The organism is Microcoleus sp. w2-18bC1 (genome assembly GCF_036700365.1).
Classification (GTDB): Bacteria; Cyanobacteriota; Cyanobacteriia; order Cyanobacteriales; family Microcoleaceae; genus Microcoleus.
Map to the genome: position 1 here is coordinate 26601 of NZ_JAUBOS010000021.1, position 21996 is coordinate 48596.

Annotated in this window: 19 protein-coding genes; 11 read left to right on the forward strand and 8 right to left on the reverse strand. The window is 44.8% G+C overall.

The annotated features are described in order from the left end of the window. The first annotated feature begins 20 nt into the window (after positions 1 to 20). On the forward strand, positions 21 to 3701 hold the full coding sequence (locus tag QT979_RS13780; protein WP_333310582.1) for a GAF domain-containing protein: 3681 nt from the start codon (positions 21 to 23) through the stop codon (positions 3699 to 3701). A 198-nt stretch (positions 3702 to 3899) separates the two neighbouring features. Continuing rightward, entirely contained in the window at positions 3900 to 5117 is a 1218-nt protein-coding gene (locus tag QT979_RS13785) for an adenylate/guanylate cyclase domain-containing protein (RefSeq protein ID WP_333215654.1), read from the forward strand. Between the two features lie 49 nt (positions 5118 to 5166). On the opposite strand, the gene QT979_RS13790 is transcribed toward QT979_RS13785, so the two are convergent. Both QT979_RS13790 and QT979_RS13795 read right to left on the reverse strand, forming a co-directional pair. Further along, complete coding sequence (locus QT979_RS13790) at positions 5167 to 6447, reverse strand: recombinase family protein (RefSeq protein WP_333310584.1); 1281 nt, start codon at positions 6445 to 6447, stop codon at positions 5167 to 5169. A gap of 3 nt (positions 6448 to 6450) precedes the next feature. Then, positions 6451 to 6810 carry a VOC family protein gene (locus tag QT979_RS13795; RefSeq protein ID WP_333215649.1) on the reverse strand — a complete coding sequence of 120 codons (360 nt, stop codon included), beginning with the start codon at positions 6808 to 6810 and terminating at the stop codon, positions 6451 to 6453. A 176-nt stretch (positions 6811 to 6986) separates the two neighbouring features. Between QT979_RS13795 and QT979_RS13800 the strand changes: the two genes are divergently transcribed. The 4 genes from QT979_RS13800 to QT979_RS13815 all read left to right on the forward strand — a co-directional run bounded on the left by QT979_RS13800 (position 6987) and on the right by QT979_RS13815 (position 11583). Further along, entirely contained in the window at positions 6987 to 9131 is a 2145-nt protein-coding gene (locus QT979_RS13800; RefSeq protein ID WP_333310586.1) for a SpoIIE family protein phosphatase, read from the forward strand. 156 nt (positions 9132 to 9287) lie between these two features. Further along, positions 9288 to 10523: an adenylate/guanylate cyclase domain-containing protein gene (locus QT979_RS13805; protein ID WP_333215645.1), complete on the forward strand. Its 1236-nt coding sequence runs from the start codon at positions 9288 to 9290 to the stop codon at positions 10521 to 10523. 31 nt (positions 10524 to 10554) lie between these two features. Beyond that, positions 10555 to 11163 (forward strand): DUF6272 family protein, encoded by a 609-nt coding sequence (locus tag QT979_RS13810; protein WP_333215643.1) that lies wholly within the window; start codon positions 10555 to 10557, stop codon positions 11161 to 11163. A gap of 66 nt (positions 11164 to 11229) precedes the next feature. Next, complete coding sequence (locus tag QT979_RS13815) at positions 11230 to 11583, forward strand: slr1659 superfamily regulator (RefSeq protein ID WP_333215641.1); 354 nt, start codon at positions 11230 to 11232, stop codon at positions 11581 to 11583. 125 nt (positions 11584 to 11708) lie between these two features. Here QT979_RS13815 and QT979_RS13820 read toward each other — a convergent pair whose 3' ends face one another. Next, on the reverse strand, positions 11709 to 13190 hold the full coding sequence (locus QT979_RS13820; protein ID WP_333310589.1) for an ATP-binding protein: 1482 nt from the start codon (positions 13188 to 13190) through the stop codon (positions 11709 to 11711). 129 nt (positions 13191 to 13319) lie between these two features. Then, positions 13320 to 14150: an alpha/beta hydrolase gene (locus tag QT979_RS13825; RefSeq protein WP_333310591.1), complete on the reverse strand. Its 831-nt coding sequence runs from the start codon at positions 14148 to 14150 to the stop codon at positions 13320 to 13322. A 159-nt stretch (positions 14151 to 14309) separates the two neighbouring features. Here QT979_RS13825 and QT979_RS13830 point away from each other — a divergent pair, with 159 nt between their 5' ends. Together QT979_RS13830 and QT979_RS13835 are read left to right on the forward strand one after the other, a co-directional pair. Continuing rightward, the gene (locus tag QT979_RS13830) at positions 14310 to 14510 is read left to right on the forward strand and encodes a hypothetical protein (protein WP_006634481.1); all 201 of its coding nucleotides are present in this window, start codon (positions 14310 to 14312) and stop codon (positions 14508 to 14510) included. A gap of 150 nt (positions 14511 to 14660) precedes the next feature. Beyond that, positions 14661 to 16700: a BamA/TamA family outer membrane protein gene (locus QT979_RS13835; protein ID WP_333215890.1), complete on the forward strand. Its 2040-nt coding sequence runs from the start codon at positions 14661 to 14663 to the stop codon at positions 16698 to 16700. 159 nt (positions 16701 to 16859) lie between these two features. On the opposite strand, the gene QT979_RS13840 is transcribed toward QT979_RS13835, so the two are convergent. The 3 genes from QT979_RS13840 to QT979_RS13850 all read right to left on the reverse strand — a co-directional run bounded on the left by QT979_RS13840 (position 16860) and on the right by QT979_RS13850 (position 19089). Beyond that, on the reverse strand, positions 16860 to 17096 hold the full coding sequence (locus QT979_RS13840) for a hypothetical protein (protein ID WP_333310593.1): 237 nt from the start codon (positions 17094 to 17096) through the stop codon (positions 16860 to 16862). Between the two features lie 64 nt (positions 17097 to 17160). Beyond that, the gene (locus QT979_RS13845) at positions 17161 to 18492 is read right to left on the reverse strand and encodes a HEAT repeat domain-containing protein (protein ID WP_333310595.1); all 1332 of its coding nucleotides are present in this window, start codon (positions 18490 to 18492) and stop codon (positions 17161 to 17163) included. A 45-nt stretch (positions 18493 to 18537) separates the two neighbouring features. Then, the gene (locus tag QT979_RS13850) at positions 18538 to 19089 is read right to left on the reverse strand and encodes a CPBP family glutamic-type intramembrane protease (RefSeq protein ID WP_333215884.1); all 552 of its coding nucleotides are present in this window, start codon (positions 19087 to 19089) and stop codon (positions 18538 to 18540) included. Between the two features lie 59 nt (positions 19090 to 19148). Here QT979_RS13850 and QT979_RS13855 point away from each other — a divergent pair, with 59 nt between their 5' ends. Then, on the forward strand, positions 19149 to 19463 hold the full coding sequence (locus tag QT979_RS13855; RefSeq protein ID WP_333215882.1) for an acylphosphatase: 315 nt from the start codon (positions 19149 to 19151) through the stop codon (positions 19461 to 19463). 133 nt (positions 19464 to 19596) lie between these two features. Here the strand turns inward: QT979_RS13855 and QT979_RS13860 are convergent, their stop codons facing one another. Further along, positions 19597 to 20244, reverse strand: coding sequence for a phosphoribosylanthranilate isomerase (locus QT979_RS13860; RefSeq protein ID WP_333215880.1), 648 nt, complete (start codon positions 20242 to 20244; stop codon positions 19597 to 19599). A 133-nt stretch (positions 20245 to 20377) separates the two neighbouring features. Between QT979_RS13860 and psaK the strand changes: the two genes are divergently transcribed. Both psaK and QT979_RS13870 read left to right on the forward strand, forming a co-directional pair. Continuing rightward, on the forward strand, positions 20378 to 20662 hold the full coding sequence (psaK, locus tag QT979_RS13865) for a photosystem I reaction center subunit PsaK (protein ID WP_333040629.1): 285 nt from the start codon (positions 20378 to 20380) through the stop codon (positions 20660 to 20662). An 80-nt stretch (positions 20663 to 20742) separates the two neighbouring features. Further along, the gene (locus QT979_RS13870; RefSeq protein ID WP_333215878.1) at positions 20743 to 21939 is read left to right on the forward strand and encodes a site-2 protease family protein; all 1197 of its coding nucleotides are present in this window, start codon (positions 20743 to 20745) and stop codon (positions 21937 to 21939) included. Positions 21940 to 21996 lie beyond the last annotated feature (57 nt).

Sequence of the window (21996 nt, forward strand, 5' to 3'; positions counted from 1 at the left end):
ATCTGCCAATAACAAGTATTATGTGGGAAGCACTCAAAAATATCTTTTCCCCTACTCAGTATATGCCTCACGGTCATTGCTATCTTTGGCAAACGCCTTTAGTGTGGCTGCACGTAACTGGGGACTTTTTAATCGCGATCGCCTACTATTCAATTCCGGCGATGCTAATTTATTTTATCTTCAAGCGGCGCGATGTTCCTTTTTTAGGAATATTTGCTTTATTTGGTGCATTTATTATTCTGTGCGGCACGGGTCACTTGCTAGACATTTGGACGTTGTGGCATTCCGCTTATTGGCTGTCGGGGATTGAAAAAGGAATTACTGCACTGGTTTCCTGCTACACCGCCGCCTCGATGGTAACACTATTGCCCCAGTTTTTGTCTTTAAAAACCCCCCAAGAATTAGAGGCCATAAATCGCAAGTTGCAGACTGAGATTGGGGTGCGTGAAGATGCTGAATTAGCGTTGCGCCACGCTTATGATGATTTAGAAATAAAAGTCCAAGAGCGCACCGTACAGTTAACAGAAATTAATGGTTATTTAGAAGCACAAATTAGAGAAAGAATAGCCGCTGAATCAGCTTTGCGCGAACGAGAAACTAGGTTAACAGAACAACAAAATGGTTTGCTAGAATTAGCGAAAAATTCTAGTATCTACGAAGGAAATATCGCCGAGGCGTTGAGAGAGATTACGCAAATGGCAACTCGTACCCTGAATGTTGATAGGGCAAGTATTTGGTTTTATCAGGAAGATAAATCCTCACTATGCTGTGCGGATCTTTACGAACTGAGGCCCAATCAACACAGCGCCGGCGCAGAACTAAAAGTTGCTGACTATCCTAGCTATTTCCAAGCTTTGAATACAGAACAGGCGATCGCAGCGGTTGATGCCAAAACAGATCCGCGCACCCGAGAATTTAGCGAATCTTATTTGACGCCTTTAAACATTTCGTCGATGCTAGATGTTCCTATTACCCATCAAGGACAAATTGCGGGTGTAATTTGTTTAGAACATCAGGGAACGACCAGGAATTGGACGCTCGACGAACAAAGCTTCGCTAGCTATGTGGCACAGATAGCAGCTTTAGCAATGGAAGCTCGCGATCGCAAGCAAGCTGAGTTAAACTTGCGTTCTGTCACCGAACGCTTGCAATATTTACTGGCGACTACTCCGGCGGTCATTTTTAGCTGCAAATTAGGGGGAAATTATGACGTAACATTTGTCAGCGATAATATTGTTTCAATGATTGGTTACGAAGCGCGAGAATTTCTTGATGGTTCCCTTGATTGGCATAGCCTGGTTCATCCCGACGATCGAGAGATTGTTGCTACTTCATTCGCTCAGATATTGGAAAAAGAATCGATTTCCTATGAATACCGCGAACGGCACAAAGACGGTAGTTATCGCTGGATATACGATGAGGTTAAGTTAGTCAAAGATGCTGCTGGTATACCTGTGGAGTGCGTTGGTTATGGAGTAGATGTTACTGCTCGTAAACAGGCGGAAATCGCCTTGCAGCAGCAAGTAAAAAGGGAGCGGCTCGTTAATTCCATTCAAGAGCGAATTCGTTCTTCTCTTAACCTAGAAGAAGTGCTGACAATGGCGGTGGAAGAAGTGCGCCAGTTTTTGTCAACAGACAGGACAGTTATTTACCGCTTTAATCCAGATTGGAGTGGATTTATAGCCGTCGAGTCGGTATCTGTCGGTACGATGCCAATTTTGGGAATTGATATTAATGACCCTTGTTTTCGAGAACACTACGTCTCTGTTTACGAGCAGGGACACCTGCGCGCGATCGACAATATTTATACAGCAGGTATTTCAGAGTGCCACGTTAATTTACTGAGCGAGTTGGAAATTAAAGCTAACCTAGTCGTTCCCCTTTTGCAAGGTGAAAAACTATGGGGGCTACTCATTGCTCATCACTGCCGCAGTCAAAGGCATTGGGACTCTTCTGAGATAGAATCTCTCAAGCAAATTTCCGTGCAGCTAGCAATTGCTATCCAGCAATGCACCCTTTTTGAACAAGCTCAAACAGAAATTGCCGATCGCAAATTAGCAGAAAAAGCATTACAAAAAGCTGTCGTAGCTGCTGATACAGCTAACCGCGCCAAGAGCGAATTCCTTTCTTCTATGAGCCATGAATTGCGGACTCCTCTGAATGCCATTCTCGGATTTAGTCAGGTGATGGTGCGCGATTCATCTCTCAACAATCAACACCAACAGCACCTAGAAATTATTAATCGCGCGGGTGAACACTTGCTTGCCCTGATTAATGACATTTTAGAAATGTCCAAAATTGAAGCTGGAAGAAGTCAGCTTAATGAAAGCAGTTTTAATTTAATGCGCTTGTTAAAAACCTTAGAAGAAATGTTTCGATTAAAAGCTAAATCTAAAAAATTGCAGCTAAATTTGGCAGTGGGTGACGGCGTACCACATTTTGTTACTGGAGATGAAGGTAAATTGCGGCAAATTTTGATTAATCTTGTAGGAAATGCGATCAAGTTTACAGAGATGGGTAGTGTTACTTTGCGAGTAAAAAATCAGGGACAAGAAAGTTTGAGAGCTAAAAATGCAGAGTTTGGGGACACACAAACAAAACTTGCCGGCGCGGGTTCTGAACATTCCACAAGCTTAGCGGTTGAAGCCACAGCTATACAAAAAAAACCCGGATGGTGCACTGGTTTTAATCAGTCCGAAAGCTTGGCGGACTTTGATTGTGTAGACGCGAATGAACCTCGCCCGGAATTCTTACGCCTTCAGTTTGAAATTGAAGATACTGGCCTTGGGATTGCCGCAGAAGAGATAAATAAGTTATTTGAACCCTTTGAGCAAACAAAAACAGGTCAAAAGTCTCAACAGGGGACTGGATTAGGTTTACCAATTAGCCGCAAATTTGTACAAATGATGGGAGGAGATATTACTGTCAGCAGTACACCTGAGTTGGGAAGTAAGTTTGCATTTGATATTAAAATTAACCTGGCTACTCCCAGCGAGATTAAAATCCTTAAACCGCAGAAAAAAGTAATTAGTTTAGCACCGAATCAACCAGAATACCGGATTTTGGTTGTTGACGATCGCGCCGATAACTGCCTAGTCATAGAGAGATTATTGTCACCCCTAGGCATCCTCGTGCGAGAAGCTAGAGATGGTCAAGAAGCTATTGCTGTATGGGAGGATTGGCAACCGCACCTGATCTGGATGGATATGCAGATGCCTGTCATGGATGGCTATGAAGCAACCAGAAAAATTAAAGCTCATCCGATCGGAAAACAAACTGTAATAGTTGCTCTTACTGCTAGCGCTTTTGAAGAGGAACGACAAACTATTTTAGGAGCAGGCTGCGATGATTTCATGCGTAAACCCTTCGAGGCAAAGATATTATTTGCGAAAATGGAAGAACTTTTAGGAGTACGTTACATTTACGAGGAATCTGTTGATGCACCACGAGAAAATGAAAGCGAAATTAGCGGAGGGAGTAGCAATCAATCTGTCGAGTCACAACTCTGCCAAATGCCTCTTGAGTGGGTAGAAAAGATATCTCATGCTGCTCATGAATGTTGCGACGATAAAATTGTCAAGTTGATTGAGGAAATGCCGAGTGAGTTTGCTTTAGCCGCAGAATATTTAACTACTTTGGTGCAGGATTTCCTATTTGACGATATTATAGATATAGCGCAGTCAGCAGTTGCGACGAGGTAAAAATACCAGTTTTCATCAACTAATCTAAACTTAGGAGAGTGTTTTATTTAAAAAACACCTAACATTAAGCCCCAATACCGTCTCCTTGCCATCTCTTTTTAGGAGATAAAATCTGAATTTCTACTGTTGCATTTTTTTTGAGGTAAACTTCGTAAGTGTTAATATCTTTTATCTTGACAAACTACCGTGAGCGATCGCATGGACAGCCATCAATATCCTACAATTCAAGCCAACATTTTAGTAGTTGATGATAAGCCAGATAATGTGCGGCTTTTATCTACAATCTTGACCGAACAAGGGTATCAGGTTCGTAAAGCGCTGAACGGGCAAAGGGCGATCGCTACAGTGCAAGAGTTTCCGCCGACCCTAATTTTGCTGGACGTGATGATGCCAGATATGAATGGATATGAGGTATGTGCAAAGTTGAAAGCTTCACCAAAAACCAGTTCCATTCCCGTGATTTTCTTAAGCGCCTTAGATGACGTTGTAGATAAGGTTAAAGCCTTTGATGTGGGAGCAGTTGACTATATTACTAAACCTTTTCATGGTAAAGAAGTATTGGCACGAGTGGCAAATCAGTTAACTATTCAAAGTCAACAACAGTTACTTCAACAGCAAACGAAGCAATTCCAAGAACTTGTCGAACGTTTGCAAAACGAAATTAAAGAGCGGCAGGGGGTGGAGCTAGCTTTACGGCTTGCTCAAACAAAGTCGGATCATTTATTGCTGAATATTTTACCAGCAGCGATTGTTGAAAATTTGAAAAAGGGCGAGGGTTCTCCTGCCCAGAGGTTTGATTCAGCAACAGTTCTTTTTGCCGATATTGTCGATTTTACGTCTATTGCTGCTAGAATGTTACCTCTAGAATTGGTAAAGGTACTAAACCAGATTTTTTCAAGGTTTGACCAACTAACTGAAAAACACGGTTTGGAAAAAATTAAAACAATTGGAGATGCTTATATGGTAGCGGGGGGGTTGCCTGTGCCGAGGGCAGATCATGTAGAAGCGATCGCGAATATGGCCTTGGATATGCAGGAAGCGATCGCTGATTTTCAAACTGACAGAGGCGAACCATTTCAAATTAGGATTGGCATTCATACAGGGCCCGTAGTTGCTGGCGTAATTGGCACTAAAAAATTTAGCTATGACTTGTGGGGAGATACTGTTAATGTTGCTTCTCGGATGGAATGTCAAGGCTTACCGGGATATATTCAAGTTACTACTGCTATTTACGAAGTGTTAAAAGATCGGTATTTATTTGAAGAAAGAGGTGCGATCGCGATTAAAGGAAAAGGAGAGATGATCGCCTATTGGCTAAAGGCTAAAAAAGATAATTCAGCGTTTGAAACCGATTATAGTCAAAGGAAGTCCTCTCCTAGCGAAGTAATAGAGTACCCAAATACCCCACTGCTTTAAGAAGTCGGGCATCTCACCTAAAAGCTACGGATGAAAGTTGAACTAATTATTAAAAAATGAAAATAATTTGCAACTGCAAATTAGTATGTTCCCGGACGATTTCAATGCGATCGATAAATTCTCGAAAGTAAAACCTGCGTTCTGATTCTGATAAATCGAGCCAAAATTGCGGCAGGGAAACTGTTTGGGCAATTTCTCGCAAATTTACGGGGGGTAGTTGCGCTAATTTGCTTTGCAGTTCGGCAATTTCGGTGCGGATTTTGTAGGCTCTAAACTCAGCCGTTTCGGTGTCTAATATGCCGCTGTCAATCAGGGCGGAAAGTTGCTGTATGATTTCTTGTTTCGATGCGATCGCCCTGACAATTCCTGCTTTAATTCCATTCATATTCGGCCTTTGCAACCCAGCAACAGCATCGGGTAAATCCCGACAAATACCGGCGATGGTTAATTGCAATACTTCATCGTAGGAAAGGCCGCTACATTTAGGCTGTTTTGGACAGCTAATCGGTCGCAAATAAAGGTATTCTTTTTTTTGGCGGTAGGAGGTGACTTTGGCAACTGTCATGGACGATTTGCATTCGGCACAAATTGCTAAACCTGCGAGGGAACGTGGGGCGCTAGCGCTGCGAGGAGAAAGGCAGCGGTTGCGACGCAGCAACCTGTCTATTTGGGCGGCTTCTTCTCTGGAAATAATCGGGACGTGGGTGTTAGAAATTACTTGGCTGTTTTGATATTCCAAATCGCCGCGGTAGGCGGGATTTGTCAGCCAGCGACGGCCGGTGCTTACAGAGATTTTTTTGTTGTATTTCTTGGCTAAATACCGCACGGAACCTCGCAAGGAACCGTAAATTAAAAAGTGTTCAAAAAAGTCTTTGACGGTGGGGGCGGTGGTTTTATCGATCGTATAACAATCTTTGCCGCGCCGGTAGCCGTAGGGAGCCTTACCCGGTGGAATCCGGGATTTGATGCGGTTGCGGGCGTGTCCTTTGCGAATACTCCGGCTGTGTTGGCTGCGCTGGATTTCTGCGAGGATTTGCAGCAAGTTTTGGCGGTTTCGCGGTTCTGTTTCTGCTTGTACGATGATTTCGACGCCGAGGTTTTCGAGTTGGGCGAGGTGCGAACACACTTGCTGTACGGTGTCGCCTAGTTCTTCAAACCGCTGAATTAATAAGTATTTGACTGGTTCTGTTTGGCAGTCTTTGAGGAGTTGTTGCAGTTGCTGCCGCCCTCCTAAGTCTTGATAGGTGCGATCGACTTCTTGACCCCAAATTTCCGGTGCGGGTGCTGCTTCCAGTAGCGGTTCGGTGTAAGAATAAGCGATGATTTTCATCTGTTACTCGCTGAGTTCGATGATGTTGCCGTCGGGATCTTGGGTAAATAATGCCGATCGACCTGACGCGCTCATTTGAAACGGGCAATTGTGAGCGATTAACTGCTGTTTGGCTGCCTCTAAGTTGGCCACAGAAAATGCTAGATGTCGGTTGCGTCCCCATTTGGCATGGTCTACGGCATCTGGGATAATTGTTGCACCTAAAATTAGGTGGAGCTGGAAGCCGCCGATTTGATACCAGATTCCGGGAAATTTTAAGTCGCGATCGATTTTTTGCAGTTTTAGTACGGTGCTGTAAAAGTGTTGGGATTTTTCCAGGTTGGAGATGAGGATGGCGCTGTGGAGGGATTGAGTAATTTGCATTGTTTCTTGGAATTTATTGTTTTATTTTAACCGCTGATGCAGGCAGATGAGCGCTGATGAACGCAGATTTTTTGATGTTGGTTGAGTTTTTGATATGATAACATTGTCCGTCGCTCTTAATATATCCATTATCAAGTCTTGTAACAAAAAACTGCCCCCTGGGAGTGTTTTTAACAATGGTTTCTCAAAAAAGTGCGATCGTCTCCAGATCGGGCAAATTTCGTCTCCGCAATGTCTTGGTAGTTCCCTTTGTTCTCCAAATTTTGGCGGCTGTTGGCTGCGTTGGCTATCTCTCTTACAGAAACGGAGAGCAGATAGTCAACGATATTGTTAGTCAGTTGCGGCAGGAAGTGAGTGCGAGAGTTTACGAACGTGTTCAAACCTATCTGGAAGCTCCGCCACTGGTGAATCAGATTAATCAGGATGCTGTACCTTTGGGGGTGTTGAACTTTGACGATTTGGAGCAAGCTCGACCATATTTTTGGAAACAAGTTCTGCAATTTAAGTCGATCGGTCACGCGGGAATTGCCAACGAAAAAGGTCAGTACCTGCGTGTGGGTTGGGTAAATCGGCTGGTTGGACTGGAACAACCTCAGCTTGCCCAGCAACTGATTCCGGGGGGTGGCGACTTGATCTATTACAACCTTGACGATAATGGAAACCCGACAACAATCGAAAAAAACACGCCCAATTATGACGTTCGCACGCGCCCTTTTTACAGAGTAGCTGTTGAGAAGAAACAGGCAGCTTGGAGTGAAGTTTATATTAATTTTGGCTACGGTACGCTGCAAATTAATGCGAGTCTACCCTATTATGATGCCGAAGGGAAACTAATTGGCGTGCTGACTTGCCAGATGGGACTAGATCAAATTCGCCACTTCCTGCAAACCTTAAGAGTGGGTAATTCCGGTCAAGTATTTATCATTGAACCCCAGGGTGAGTTAATAGCCACCTCGCTTAAAGAACAGCCTCTTTCGGTGGGAACAGGCAAAGATACAAAGCGGCTAAAAGCACAAGAAAGCAGCAACCCGCTGATGCGTCAAAGTGCGGTTTATCTCCTCGAACGCTTCAAGCATTTGGAAGACATCGATCAAACTGTTCAACTGGACTTTAAGCTGAACGGTGAGCGGCAATTTATCCAAGTTTCTCCGCTAACTGACAAGTACGGTCTCAATTGGCTGATTGTAGTAGTCGTTCCTGAAGCGGATTTTATGGCGCAAATTTATGCTAACACTCGCCAGACTATTTGGCTGTGTATTGTGGCTCTCATTGTCTCTGTTGGAGTGGGCATTTTCACCGCTAGCTGGATTACTCGCCCCCTAAGCCAAATTGCTCAAGCTTCAGAATATCTAGCAGGTGGTGCTCTTAACCAAAATGTTGCTTCCAGTCGGATTTGGGAAATTGAAACCTTAACAAATTCCTTTAACAGCATGGCGAGACAACAGCAAGAATCCTTTGAAACTCTAGAAGATAAAGTCAAAGAACGTACCTCTGAACTCGCCACAGCCACGAAACAAATTGCCGCTCTCAACCAGCGCCTGAAAGCGGAAAACCTCCGCATGAGCTCTGAACTCGATATGCTCAAACAAATGCAGCAGTTGATTCTGCCAAAACCTGCTGAACTCGCAGCCATTCAAGATTTAGATATTGCCGGATTTATGGAGCCAGCCTCGGAATTAGGTGGTGATTACTACGACGTACTTTGTACTAACGGGGTTGTCACGATTTGCATTGGTGATGTCACCGGACACGGATTAGAAAGCGGCATTTTGATGGTGATGACTCAAGCTGCTGTCCGCACTCTTCAGGAAATGCAAGAATCCAACCCGGTGCGTTTTTTAGATACCCTCAACCGCACTATTTATAAAAATGTCCAGCGCATGAACTCCGACAAAAATATGACACTAGCTTTGCTAAACTATGCGGATCGCACAATTAGTATCAGCGGTCAACATGAGGAAACTATTGTGGTCAGGAAAGGTGGTAAAATCCAGCGGATAGACACCATGAATTTAGGATTTCCGCTCGCCTTAGATGAGGATATTTCCGATTGGATTAGCCATGTTTTAGTAGACTTAGAGCCGGGGGACGGGGTGGTGCTTTACACTGACGGCATTCCCGAAGCTAGAAATATGCACAAAAAATTCTATGGTATTGAAAGACTCTGTGAAGTTGTTTCTCAAAACTGGCACTTGAGCGCCGAACAAATCAAGGAAGCCACCATCGCTGATTTGCGAAAATTTATTGGAAAACAAAAGGTTTTTGATGACATTACTTTGCTAGTATTGAAGCAACAGGGAAATATTGTGCATAATTTATGATTGACTGTCGTCAACCCGGTTTCTACCAGGGGTATTGGATTTAGTGGTCAAGTATCGACGCAGAAACAAGATTTAGAGTTCCGCGCCTGTAAGTTATAATAATTTACAGCTAGGAAGTCAAACAACTTTGCGCTTCCAGATTCGGAAGTATAAATTATGAAACCACAAATAAATTTAGCACCATCTAAATCTCCAGAAGAACTCCATAAACAGCTACAGGAGTTGAGCGAAAAACTTGAGGAAGTAGAGGATGAAAAAAACAGCTATGAAACTTTAGTAGAAATTATCACGGAACACTCCACGGATCTGGAAAACCAGATCCATCATAAAAACCGAGAGATGCAGACTTACATCGAGCAGGTAAAAAAGGTTATAGATGCAGCTATTGCTGTAAAAAACAATAGCTTTCAACCCCAGATATTGTCAGATGTGGCAGCGCGCAGTGATGCACTGGGAGAACTGGCACAGGTATTTTCCCATATGGTGCAAACGGTGAAAGCGCGGGAACAAGAATTAGAGAAACTTTTGCAGGCTTACGGACGTTTCGTTCCCGATGAATTTCTCCAATTTCTCGGCAAGCAAAGCATGGTTGATTTCCAGCTTGGAGATCACGTGAGCAAAGAGATGGCAATTATGTTTTCCGATATGCGTTCGTTCACCACGATGGCGGAGCAAATGACTCCTCAAGAAAACTTTGATTTCATCAATAACTATTTACAGCAAATTAGTCCCGAAATTCGTAAGCATAACGGTTTTATTGTCAAGTATATTGGAGATGGAGTTATGGCAGTTTTTCCTGATGGCGTGGATGATGCTATTCAGGCAGGAATTGTGAAATTGGAGCAGTTGCATAAATACAATCAAAGCCGTAAAATAAATGGGGATATACCGCTGAAGATTGGCATTGGTATCCATGTGGGTGATACGATGGTTGGGATTATTGGTGACGCCAATCGGATGCAAGCAGATGCGATCTCAGATCATGTCAATCTCACCGCTCGTCTGGAAGGTTTGACTAAGTATTATGGCGTATCTTTATTAATTTCTGGAGATGTGGTACAACGTTTGAGTCAACGCGAAAAGTATCATATCCGTTTTTTGGATCGGGCTATTGTCAAAGGTAGACAAGAAGCCATTTCAGTTTGTGAGGTGTTAGATGTTGAAGTAGAACCAGTGCGATCGCTCAAAATTCAAACTTTGCCTATATTTGAGGAGGGACTCCAAGAATATTGTCAGGGAAATTTTGCTAAGGCCATAGTTTGTTTTGAACAGATAGTGGCGCTAAATCCAGATGACAAGCCCAGTCAACTTTACCTAAAACGCCTCCAATCGCTGTTAGAAAAGAGTCTTCCTGCTAACTGGAATGGCGTGTGGAAATTTACCCAGAAGTGACATTGATACATCAATTGGAGGCAGAAAAATCATGACATCTGGAAGCTTAAAAACAATGACACAAATCTTTGGAGAATTCATTGAAGAATTTCCTCCTGAACACGACTCCCTAGAACTTACATTTACCCCCAGTTCTCGCCCCATCAAACAGCGCTGGCGCAATAACAGGCTTTCAGCTCATTTTGTAGCCGATTATTTGTCTAGCTTTCTACCGGTGGATGAGGAGGATGCTAGCAGCGAGAAACGGATAAAAGAAAGCAAGGGAGCTGTGAGCTATGTGGCAAACGAACTGTTAGAAAATGCGATAAAATTTAATAACGATGATACCAATTACAAGGTAAGATTTGGTATACATTTTATTGGTGAAACAGAGGTGACGGCGATAATTTTTGCCAGTAATAGTGTCAAGCCAGAAAGGGCAAATAAATTGAAGGAGTTTATTGAAGAAATTCTGGCTTCCGATCCCAATGAACTTTATTTGCAGCAGCTTGAAAAGAATGCGGAATCGGAAAGTGACACATCGGGATTGGGATTGCTGACGATGATTAATGACTATTCAGCTAAGATAGGTTGGAAATTCGAGCGCAGACCAGATAGTGATACCATCATTGTTACGACTGTGGTTCAAATTAGGGTCTAGTTGCTAGCATTTCAATATTTACTCTCTTGTGCGATCGCACTATTTTAGTCAGGAAACAAAATTACAATGGGCATTCAAGAAATTCAAGGTGAAGATTACAGCATTCAGTACGATCCAGAATCAGTCACAGTCACTTTCCAAGGCGAACTGAGCCTGAGCGGCCCAGCAGAGTATGCGCCAATAGTCGAATTGTTAGATGAGGTTGCCAATCCCCAACCGCCTACTATTACCTTGAACCTAAAAAATTTGGAATTTGTTAACAGTTCTGGTATCAGTATGCTGTCTAAGTTTGTCATTGCCGTTCGGAAAAAGAAAACGATTCAACTTTTGGTATTGGGTTCAAATGATGTTCCCTGGCAACAGAAATCTCTCAGAAATTTAGAAAAGCTGTTGCCAACTTTGAAGCTCGAATTAGCGTAGGATATGTGTAAATTTTAACTACAGTTAATACAGGCGTCCCGCCTGTTCCACACACAGTTAACATAGGCGTGACGCCCGTGCCACACCGAGTTAAAATAGATAAATTTGGATGATCAGTAAATTGCTTAAGTTTGCTGGATCGGCAGTTCAATGATAAACTCGGTTCCCTTGCAGGGTTCAGACTCGCACCGAAGCGATCCTCGGTGATTTTCTACTAAGATTTTGTAGACAATAGACAATCCTAAACCAGTACCTTTACCGATTTCCTTGGTGGTGAAAAACTGCTCGAACATTCGTTCTTTTATCTCTGCTGTCATTCCAGTTCCCGTGTCTGCAATCCGCACTCTCACGCGATCGGACCCAGCTAATTCTGTGGTGATCAAAATTTTTAGCGCAGCATAGGGCTGATTTTGTGATATCTCGTCCAAAGCATCGATCGCGTTGGTAATTAGATTCATAAATACTTGATTTAGCTGTCCTGAATAACACTCTACAGGAGGCAATTTTCCATAATTTTTAACTACTTGAATGTCGCGACGGTCTATTTGAGAATTGAGACGGTTTCGCAAAATTAACACGGTGCTGTCAATGCTGTCGTGCAAATCGCACATGGTCATGTTACTGTTATCGGTTCGCGAAAAGTTGCCCATAGATTTGACAATTTCGCGAATGCGATTGGAACCCATTTGCATGGAAGAGATAACTTTAGGCAAGTCTTCAACTAGAAAATCAAGATCTATCTCTTCGATTTTAGCTGTGATTTCGGGACAGGGATTGGAATAGCATTCTTGATAGAGACACAGCAGATGCAACAAATCTTGAGTATAAATTGCGGCATGGCTCAAGTTGCCGTAAATAAAACTAACTGGGTTATTAATTTCGTGGACGATACTAGCCATTAGCGCCCCCAGCGAAGACATTTTTTCGCTGTGGAGGAGTTGAGCTTGAGTTTGTTTTAGTTCGCAAAGTGCGCGATCGAGCTGGGCGGCTTGGGCTTCCGCTTTCGAGGTAGCAGCACAACTTTCTTGATAAAGTTCAACCTGTTTAAGGTCGATTTCAAATTGTTCGATTTCGCTTTCTTGCTGGTATTGACTCACCACGGCATCGAAAGCTTCTAGCAAGTCGCCGCCCGCTGCTTCGACAATGTAGAGCAGGTGGGGGTTTTCCAGCATGAGTTCGGCATCAGGAACTTGCACCAGTGCTTTTATTCGATCGATATATGCGCGCACTTGTCTGTCTAAATACAGTGGCGGCTCAAAATACATTGCCTTGAGGGCGGGTGAAGGGGGACTCACTAAGTTGACGCTGCTGCCAAGATTAATTAAGTCGCGGTGCGATTTTTCCATAAGCTCGATCGCCTCTAACAAATCCCGGCGCAGTTTTGCTCTTTCTACCCCATTCTGAGAGCAAACTAACCTCATGCAAAAAAAAGCCGTTCGTTGGGAAAGCATTCGCTGGCGGCCGCTGATGTTAATTACCGCAGCACTAATTTTTCTGGCAGTCGTAATTTCTTCCAGATTAAAGTAGTTGCTCAGTGCTGCCATTGGTAATACCCCCGACTCTACTAAATGTCTGTAGCTCCTGCTGACACAAGATTTAAGAGCCATAAAAAAAATTGTACAAGACACTAATCAATATATTCTGTATTTCCTAATAAAGTAGTATACTAAAACACAATTATTTTCAGTTGGTGGCTTATCACAATTTTTATGATTCGGCTTATTGCACAGTTTTTCTTAACTATTCAAAAACTCACAAGTCAACTTCGCCATAATTTGAGCTTGAGTTTGCGGCAACCCGTGAGCAGCATTGGGAATAATTACTAACTCTGCCCCCGCTATCTCGTTAGCGTAGGTTTCACAGTGCCATAGAGGAATTGTTTCGTCGCTATCTGCTGCGATAACTAAGGTAGGAATTTGCAATTTGTGAATTTCTTTTTCTACTGTATCAACTGCGTCTTCCGGTCGCATCCGACTCATTAAAAATGACCTTGCTACTGGTTGAGACATTAACTCCCTGCGCCACCCGGAAATTTGCTGTAATTTCTCACTTTTTCCAGCTAAACTAGCAAAAGGTTTTGCCAACTGCAAAGCCCAATCAACGGCTGGGGTTTCCCACAACAGCGGCCGCAAAGCATCATATTGACCGCAAAAACTATCGTCCCGAATTCCCGCTGGGGCTGCTAATACTAAACTGCTGACAGAATTAGGATATTTTAGGGAATATGCAGATGCTACCCAACCGCCAAAAGAATGTCCGATGATGCAGCAGGGTTCGATATTTAGTTGTTCTACAACTTGCCGCACAAAAGCAACTTCTACAGCTACGTCGTAGCGGATTTCTGGTTTGCTGGATTCTCCAAAACCCAACATATCTAAACTGATGCACCGAAACTGAGATTGCAATAACTCAATTAACGGCAGCCAGCAAGTCTTTTCTCCTAAGAAACCGTGCAGCATCAATAAGGGTCTGCCGCACCCGATGTCGAGGTAGGCGGCTGTTTGGGTGGTGCTATTGACAAATGTAGTTAATGTGTGCGTTTGTCCTCGAAGTGCTTGAGACTCCATGGGTGATCGACTCCTAATAGGTAAGATACATTTGTAAAGGATTGTAACAAAAAAGCAGTTCAAACGTTAAACTTCATTACGGAGTACACAGTTAGAAATAGACCATGATATTGTCTATGATTATTAGAAAACACTACAAACCCAAAGCAGGAGAACACTTTGAACTCTACTTTAAAACAGTACCCGGCTTGCTCTCTTCGCGAAGATGTCAGTGAGTACGTAGCACACCTACAGCTTCACATGACGTTACAAGCTCGCAACTTGCTCCCTACCATTACCACCGCTAAGGATAGTCGCGAACAACTGTTGCAGCAGACTCAGGCTCATTTTGAGAAACGTGTTTCTCGACAAGCTATTTAAACAAATTTAACGATCGCCCGCGGTCGATCGAACTTTCCCATATTTCAGCATCCCAGAAACCCGGTAGCCTCAACAATACCGGGTTTCTTTTCGGCTAATTATGCAGGGGCCCGGTTTTGGGTAATATGCGTTCGGTGTGTTTTAAATTTAATGTCTATGCGAATTCCGATTATTGCATTTTTGACTTTGGCGGCGCTGGCTGGTGGCGAATTGGCAGCGCAGGCGATTGATCCGAGTGCCGCACCGACTGAGGCGGAGTTTAGAGGGGGAACCGCAGAGGCGCAGAGGGCGCAGAGGGAGGAGGATGAGGTCATTGGTGACAACTTAACGTCAAACCGACCATCTATGTTGTTTGTAGCGAAGTCTCGATCCCCCCTAGCCCTTAATAAGGGGGGGACAAGAAATATGCTCAAAGTCCCCCTTCTTAAGGGGGATTTAGGGGGATCTAGACTAGATGACAAGCGACATTTGTTATCGCTTCCAGTCTTAAATAGTCACCAATCGGATGAGGTGAATCCAACTGTGCAGGATTTGCCGGCATCCGATGAGCTCGCAGCTTCTCCAGAAGTACGCGCGGCGCAGCTCTCCCCTAGGGAATCGCCCTCATATCGTGTCCGGTTGCATAATAATAAAATTGAGTCAACAGTTAACACTCAACCATTGAGTTTTTCCACCCCAAGTCCACAGTCAACAGTCACCAGTCAACAGTCAACAATCATTCCGGTGCAACCGGGAGTGATATCACTCAAGTCCAGCCATCATAAAGATTTTACATCTCTGTTAAAAACTCCGGCGACGATCGCGGCCAACGCCGAAATCCCCGAAGCAGTAAACAGCAACGCCCGACAGCTAGGCGGTACTCTACAAATCAGTCAAGCGGCCAATGCTGAAGGCGTTTATGTTGCAGAGGTAAAAATTCGCTTTGTCAATTCCCGAGGCGAAGCTGTTGATAAAAAAGGGAATCCAATTGAGGGCAGAATTTCGGAAGATTTTATCCGAGGTGAGCTCAAACTCAAGGCGGGGGATAACTACAGCCGGGAAGTTGTACGATCGGATTTGCAGCAGTTGCAGCAATTGGGATTGTTTGACAAAGTGACGGTTTCGATCGAAGAAGTTGGCACGGATGTTAATGTAATCTACAACGTTCAAGAGCGATCGGCTCGCTCTTTTAGCGTGAGTGCCAGTCTGAGTGATGATGTTGGCGTTGCGGTTCCTCTTTCCTATACCGATCGAACTTTCGGTACAACCCCGCAGCGGCTGGCGGTGGATCTTCAGCCCAGCCTCCGAGGTATCCAGTACGATGTCCAGTTTGTCAGCCCTTACGTTGCCGCCGAAGACCGTTTGGGATACAGTGTGAGAGCTTTTGGCGATCGCAGAATATCGGAAATTTTCAACAAAGATATTGATTTGCCCAACGGGAACCGAGTTCGGGAAATTCGGGTGGGGGGAAATCTCAGGTTTACCAGACCTTTGGGCGATTGGCAATCGACTTTGGGGCTGAATTATACAAACATCAGTACGCGCGATCGCAACTTAAATATCGCCCGCCGCGACGAACTCGGCAATCCTCTCACATTCAGTGGCAGCGGCGTTGACGAGTTATACACTGTTTCTTTCGGTGCGATGCTCGATCGGCGAGACAATCCCTTCAACCCCACCAGTGGCTCAATTCTCAGCCTCAGCACCGAGCAGTCGATACCTCTGGGGCGAGGTAACATTGTGAGTAATCGGCTGTTGGCAAATTATATACAGTATGTACCAGTAACTTTGCTCGGCATCAGCGAGTCCGAAGCCTTGCCTGAAATGCTGGCTTTTAACTTGCAAGCGGGGACGGTAATCGGGGATTTGCCACCAACGGAAGCTTTTCGCCTCGGCGGCCGCAATTCCGTGCGGGGTTACGACGGCGGGGATATTGGCAGCGGCCGGAGTTATTTTTTGGCTTCGGGTGAATATCGGTTTCCTGTTGGTCAAGATGTTGGCGGCGTGATATTTGTTGATTTTGCGTCGGATTTGGGAACGGGAGATAGTGTACTCGGAAAACCGGCTGTAGTTAGGGACAAACCGGGGACTGGGGTGGGTGTTGGGGTGGGTGTGAGGGTGCGATCGTCCTTTGGATTAATTCGCTTAGATATGGCTGTTAGCGACTCCGGCGACCTCAAATTTATACTCGGTACAAAGCAACGGTTTTAACAATAGTGCAACAGATCATATCAATTCCGGTTGCACTCCTTCGGAATTGTTGACTGTTGACTGTTGACTGTTGACTGTTGACGGGCGGGTCGAAAAACTGAAGGGTTGAGAGTTAACTGTTGACTCGATTTTATTATTCCGATGCAACGGGAAACGATATCAGTTAACCCACAGTGTGAAACAGATTTTGGGCGACTCAATTGCCGCCAAAGCCGTTGGCCGGACATGATCAAACCTATCGGCCTCGGCTGGCGGGGTGTCGGTGATTTCTGCTAAGGATAGGGTAAATTGTCGATCGAATAATTGAGTTTGATTTCTTTCCTCAGCCCAACCGCCAAAGTTTGTAGTAGTAATCGAAATTGAGTGAAATACAGCACCTTGGTAAGGACACAACAATGTTGTATCCCTACTGTGTTGTAGGCAATTGACAATTGCTATACTGATTTATGCTCGTAAATGCTTAACGCTTTGGTTTCTTCACATCAACAGTTTTCGGCTTAGCCGCCGGAGTGCGGGGATAAAACTTAAACTTATTGAGCGCAGCACTTGCCGATTTAGCCACACCGCTATCTATATCTCGCAAAGCTTTTTGTAGCAGCGGAATCACTTTTTCAGACTTAATCATTGCTAGTGCTTCCACAGCAGCTTCGCGCACCTCCGGGTGAATATCTTGAGCTAATTTTCCCAAGGTTTCTATTGCTCGCTGACCTTCCGATCTCAGAGCATTAGCAGCAGCCATTTTACCTAAAGCCGACGCTGCAAACTTGCGGGTTTCTTTGTCCTCACTTTGAACACATCCCATCAACTGCGGTAGGGAATAGATTGGTGCTTGTCTGGGAATTGGAAGCTGTTGTTCGACTTCTGGTTGATGTAAATCAATTGGTTGGGGTTCCGAAAGATCTGTGTAATTTAACTCTTCTTCAACTTCTGTTTGATTTAACTCACTTGACAGTTCCTGCCAAACTTCTTCTTGCGATAAACCTTCGGAAAATTCTGTTGAATTTAACTGACTGAACTGCTGCTCCGGGACTTCTTGTTGTACATTACTCTCGTACCGCTCTTGCAAAGACCTGATAGTAGCTTGCATCTGAGCTTCGTGCTCTCTCAACTGCTCGTGAGCCGCTTGCAACTGACTCTCGTATTGCTCTTGCAAAGCCTCCATATTTAACTGCAGCTCAACCTCGCGGTTCTCATATTCCTCGGCAGTTTGCCTCAAGCGAATTTCGTGTTCATTTTGCAAGTTTTGCAAATGTTGCTCCATCTGAGCTTGATAATTTATATGCAATTCGTCAGCAACTCTAAGTAAATGATGTTCGTGTTCTGCTTGCAAAGATTGGATATTTTGCTGCATCCTAGCATTGTTAGCGGCTTCTAATTCCTCGCTGATTTGTCGCCGCAGCTCATGCTCGTCTATGCTGGCAAATGGTTGGGGCTGACTGTCGCGTTCTGCCAAAACTTGTTGGATCTGACTGTCACGTTCTGCCTGAACTTGTTGGAGCTGATTTTCATATTGAGCTGCAACTTGTTGGAGCTGGTTTTCGTATTGGGTAGTAACTTGTCTGAGTAAATTTTCGTGCTCGATAGTAGCTTTTCTAAGCTGATTTTCCCGTTCTCCTTGCTGAGATTCGACAGCTTGTTGCACCCGAGACATCTGAGCTAATTCTATTTCCTCACTAATTCTGCGAGTTTGCTGCAAGTATTCTTGCTTTTGCTTCTTTAAGCGCTTTTCCACTAACCAGTAAGCAACTGCTACCCCTGCCAAAAAACCTACGATCGCTCCTATGATACCCACAACTGAGATCCTCCCGACAAAATAGTGATACTGGACTTTTTACATTTAACCATACAGCCTCCTGTAACCGCCCAGTAGCAACAGCCAGGCTGTCACTGCGAGCCAGTGAACCGCCACCGCAGGCCAGATAGAACCGCTTTGCAGGTATGCGAGGGAGCACGCAACTCCCAAAATTGCCGCCAGTAGCAAAAATACTGGATTCATAAAGGTCGATCGACCAACCGGGTAAAAAGTTAGCGCGTTCAGCGGGTGGTAAACTACAAAAACCGCCAAACTCGCGCATCCCCAAAACCACAGCATTAAGCCAGAAGCCTTCTCGAACGGGTGTGGCAGCATTAACACGCGGAAATATACTTCCTCGGTGATGCCAGGACTTAATAAACAGCCAACAAGCACTCCTACAATTGTAGGCCTGGAGGTTTGCAAATCAACTTTCAAAAATCCCGACCAAAAACCGATAGGAAGCGCGATCAAAGTGTAAATCAGCGTGAGCATAGCTGCAACCAGCCAATCAGTGAAATCGGGAATAGTTGAAAAAGCTAGGGTGACGCGGCGTACCAGCAATCCCAGCAGCGCCATCGCACTAAAATTTAACATAATCAAACTGATCCTTAAAATTTTCAAACAGATGTTAGCAGTAATTCGCGCCGTTTATTATGCAAAACCAATCATTGCCGCCCGTCAGAGCCCGCGTTTTTGTTTCGGGATTAGTTCAAGGAGTAGGATTCCGATATTCAACGAGGAATCAAGCAAAGTATTTCGGCCTCAGCGGCTGGGTAAGAAATCTCCCCGACGGCCGCGTCGAGGCTGTCTTTGAAGGACCCAAAAAAGCTGTGGAAGGAATGATTAGTTGGTGCCGCCGCGGCCCCACCGGTGCTACGGTTAGTGAGTTGGTTTTGGAATACGAAGACCCGGAGGGCGATTCCCTTCAAGATAGCTCCGCCGCGCGTACTTTTGAGATCCGGCGATAAAACAATAAAGGGAATAATCTGCGGTTGAAACCGCTACTGTAGAAACGAGGTCTGCCTAACCTACGGCAGACTTCGCTCACGCTGACTAAAGAATGAATCGGATAAAAAGCACGAATTTGGTATTGCCACCTTATCAATGATGAGCAAGTTGACTTAAATTAGCAAACAACTGAGTAACTTTGGTCAAATCTTTATCTCCCGGCGCTATTTCTACGCCACTCGAAAGGTCAACACCGCTGAAGTTATTGCCGATCGCGCTATCAATTGCATTTAAAATATTATCGGGTGTTAAACCGCCCGCCAGCAGCCAAGGACACTGCGGTCTAAACTCTGATAACATCATCCAGTCGATCGTTTTACCAGTACCGCCCAATTGCCCTGGATGGTAAGCATCCAGCAGTAAAGTATCGACACGAACAGCATAAACAGCAGCGGTGGCTAAAGTTTCAGGAGTCTTAACTCTCAGGGCTTTGATAATTTCAATTCCCGGCAAAAACTCCCGCAGTCGATCGCAATATTCCGGTGTTTCATCTCCATGCAACTGCACTCCGCTTAAATTTGACTCTGCCGCTACTTGACAGATATTTTCTATTGTGGTGTTGGCAAAAACGCCGATGCGATCGACATTTTCCGGCAACTGCTCGACAATCAGGCGAATTGTTTCTGGGCTGACATAGCGGGGGGAAGCCGGCACGCAGATAAACCCTAAAGCCTGGGCTCCCAAGCGGGCGATCGCAATTCCTTGGTCTAATTTAGTGATTCCGCAAATTTTAACCCGCAATCCGACTCCTCCCTTCCGAATTTGTATCAAAATATCAACGAATTGTTAACTATTAAAACAAATCTTAGTTTAATGCAAACCGCTTTTTATAATTTTGGAAATCAATTTATCTGTGAAATCAGGAGATAAGAACATGATCACCTCATCTTTGCTGTTAGCCGTACAATCTACCGCTCCCTCAACACCAGAGTGGTCGCCACTGGTAGGACTGACAATGATTTTATGCAATTTGCTGGCGATCACGATCGGCTACTACGGCATCTCCAAGCAAAACCGAGGCAAGGGCCCAGCTTTACCCGTTGCACTCCCTGGCATGTTCAAAGGCTTCGGCGTACCAGAACTGCTGGCAACAGCCAGCTTCGGTCACTTGCTCGGAGCCGGAGTAATCTTGGGCTTGGGTAACGCCGGAGTTCTGTAAAAATCAGGGGAAAGGCAAAGGCAAGGGGTAGAAAAGATATAATAGAAACTCTTTCTTGCTCTCCTTTCCCAGGAAACTTCATGCAGACAGGTTGGCGAATCGGCTCTTTATTTGGCATCCCCCTAGTTATAGATTATTCGTGGTTTATAATTTTAGCCTTAGCAACCCGCGAATACGCCAGCAGTTACCGCCTGTGGGGGCCTGCGCTCTCCTGGAGTGCGGGGTTAGCAATAGCTCTGCTACTGTTTGCTTCGGTGCTATTGCACGAGCTCGGACACAGCTTGGCGGCGATATCGCAAGGAATTAAAGTTAATTCTATTACCTTATTCTTATTTGGCGGAGTAGCTTCGATCGACTCGGAATCAAAAACTCCCGGTCAAGCTTTTCAAGTAGCTATTGCCGGCCCTCTCGTCAGCTTTGCGCTGTTTTTAATCCTCGGTTTGGGTTCTCAAGTTCTTCCCCCGAAAAGTTTGCTAGCAATTGTCACCGAAAGGGTAGCACTAATCAATCTCGTTTTGGGATTATTTAACTTAATTCCCGGTCTACCTTTGGATGGAGGACAAGTTTTAAAAGCAGCAATTTGGAAAATCACTGGCTCTCGATTTGCCGGCGTTCGCTGGGCGGCAAAAACCGGACAAGTTTTAGGTTGGCTGGCTGTTGCTTTGGGTCTGAGTTTATGCTTTTTAGCGCGCGAGTACGGCGGCTTGTGGATTGCGCTGATCGGCTGGTTTGGCATTCGCAATGCCAGTGCTTATAGCCAAGTTACTTCGCTGCAAGAAGCCCTACTCAAAATTAAAGCCAGCGATGCGATGAGCCGCGAGTTTCGAGTTGTAGATGCAGATTTGACTCTGCGAGAATTTGCCGATCGCTATTTGTTAGAAGTCAATCCGTTTCCATTTTACATTGCTGCGACCAACGGCCGGGATTTGGGGTTAGTGTCGATCGACGATATCCGTTTCACAGAACGCAGTCAATGGCAAGTTCAGACTTTGCACAACATTTTGAAACCCCTGGGAAAAACCCCCACAGTCTCCGAAAAAGCATCCATCGCCGAAGTAATTAACAGCATGGAAGCCCGTCAACTCCCCCGAATCATCGTCCTCTCGCCGATTGGTTCAGTAGCGGGGACGATCGATCGGGGTGACGTGGTTAAAGTTTTGGCAAAATACCTCAAACCCCAGATTTCAATGGCCGACATCAAGCGCAGCAAAGAAGAAAACAGCTATCCGCAGGGATTGCAGTTAAGTGCGATCGCCAAAACTGCACAAGAAAACTAAAAATTGGGTATCGGTAAGGGGCATCAGCGATCAGTTAAGATGTAGCATACTTTGTGA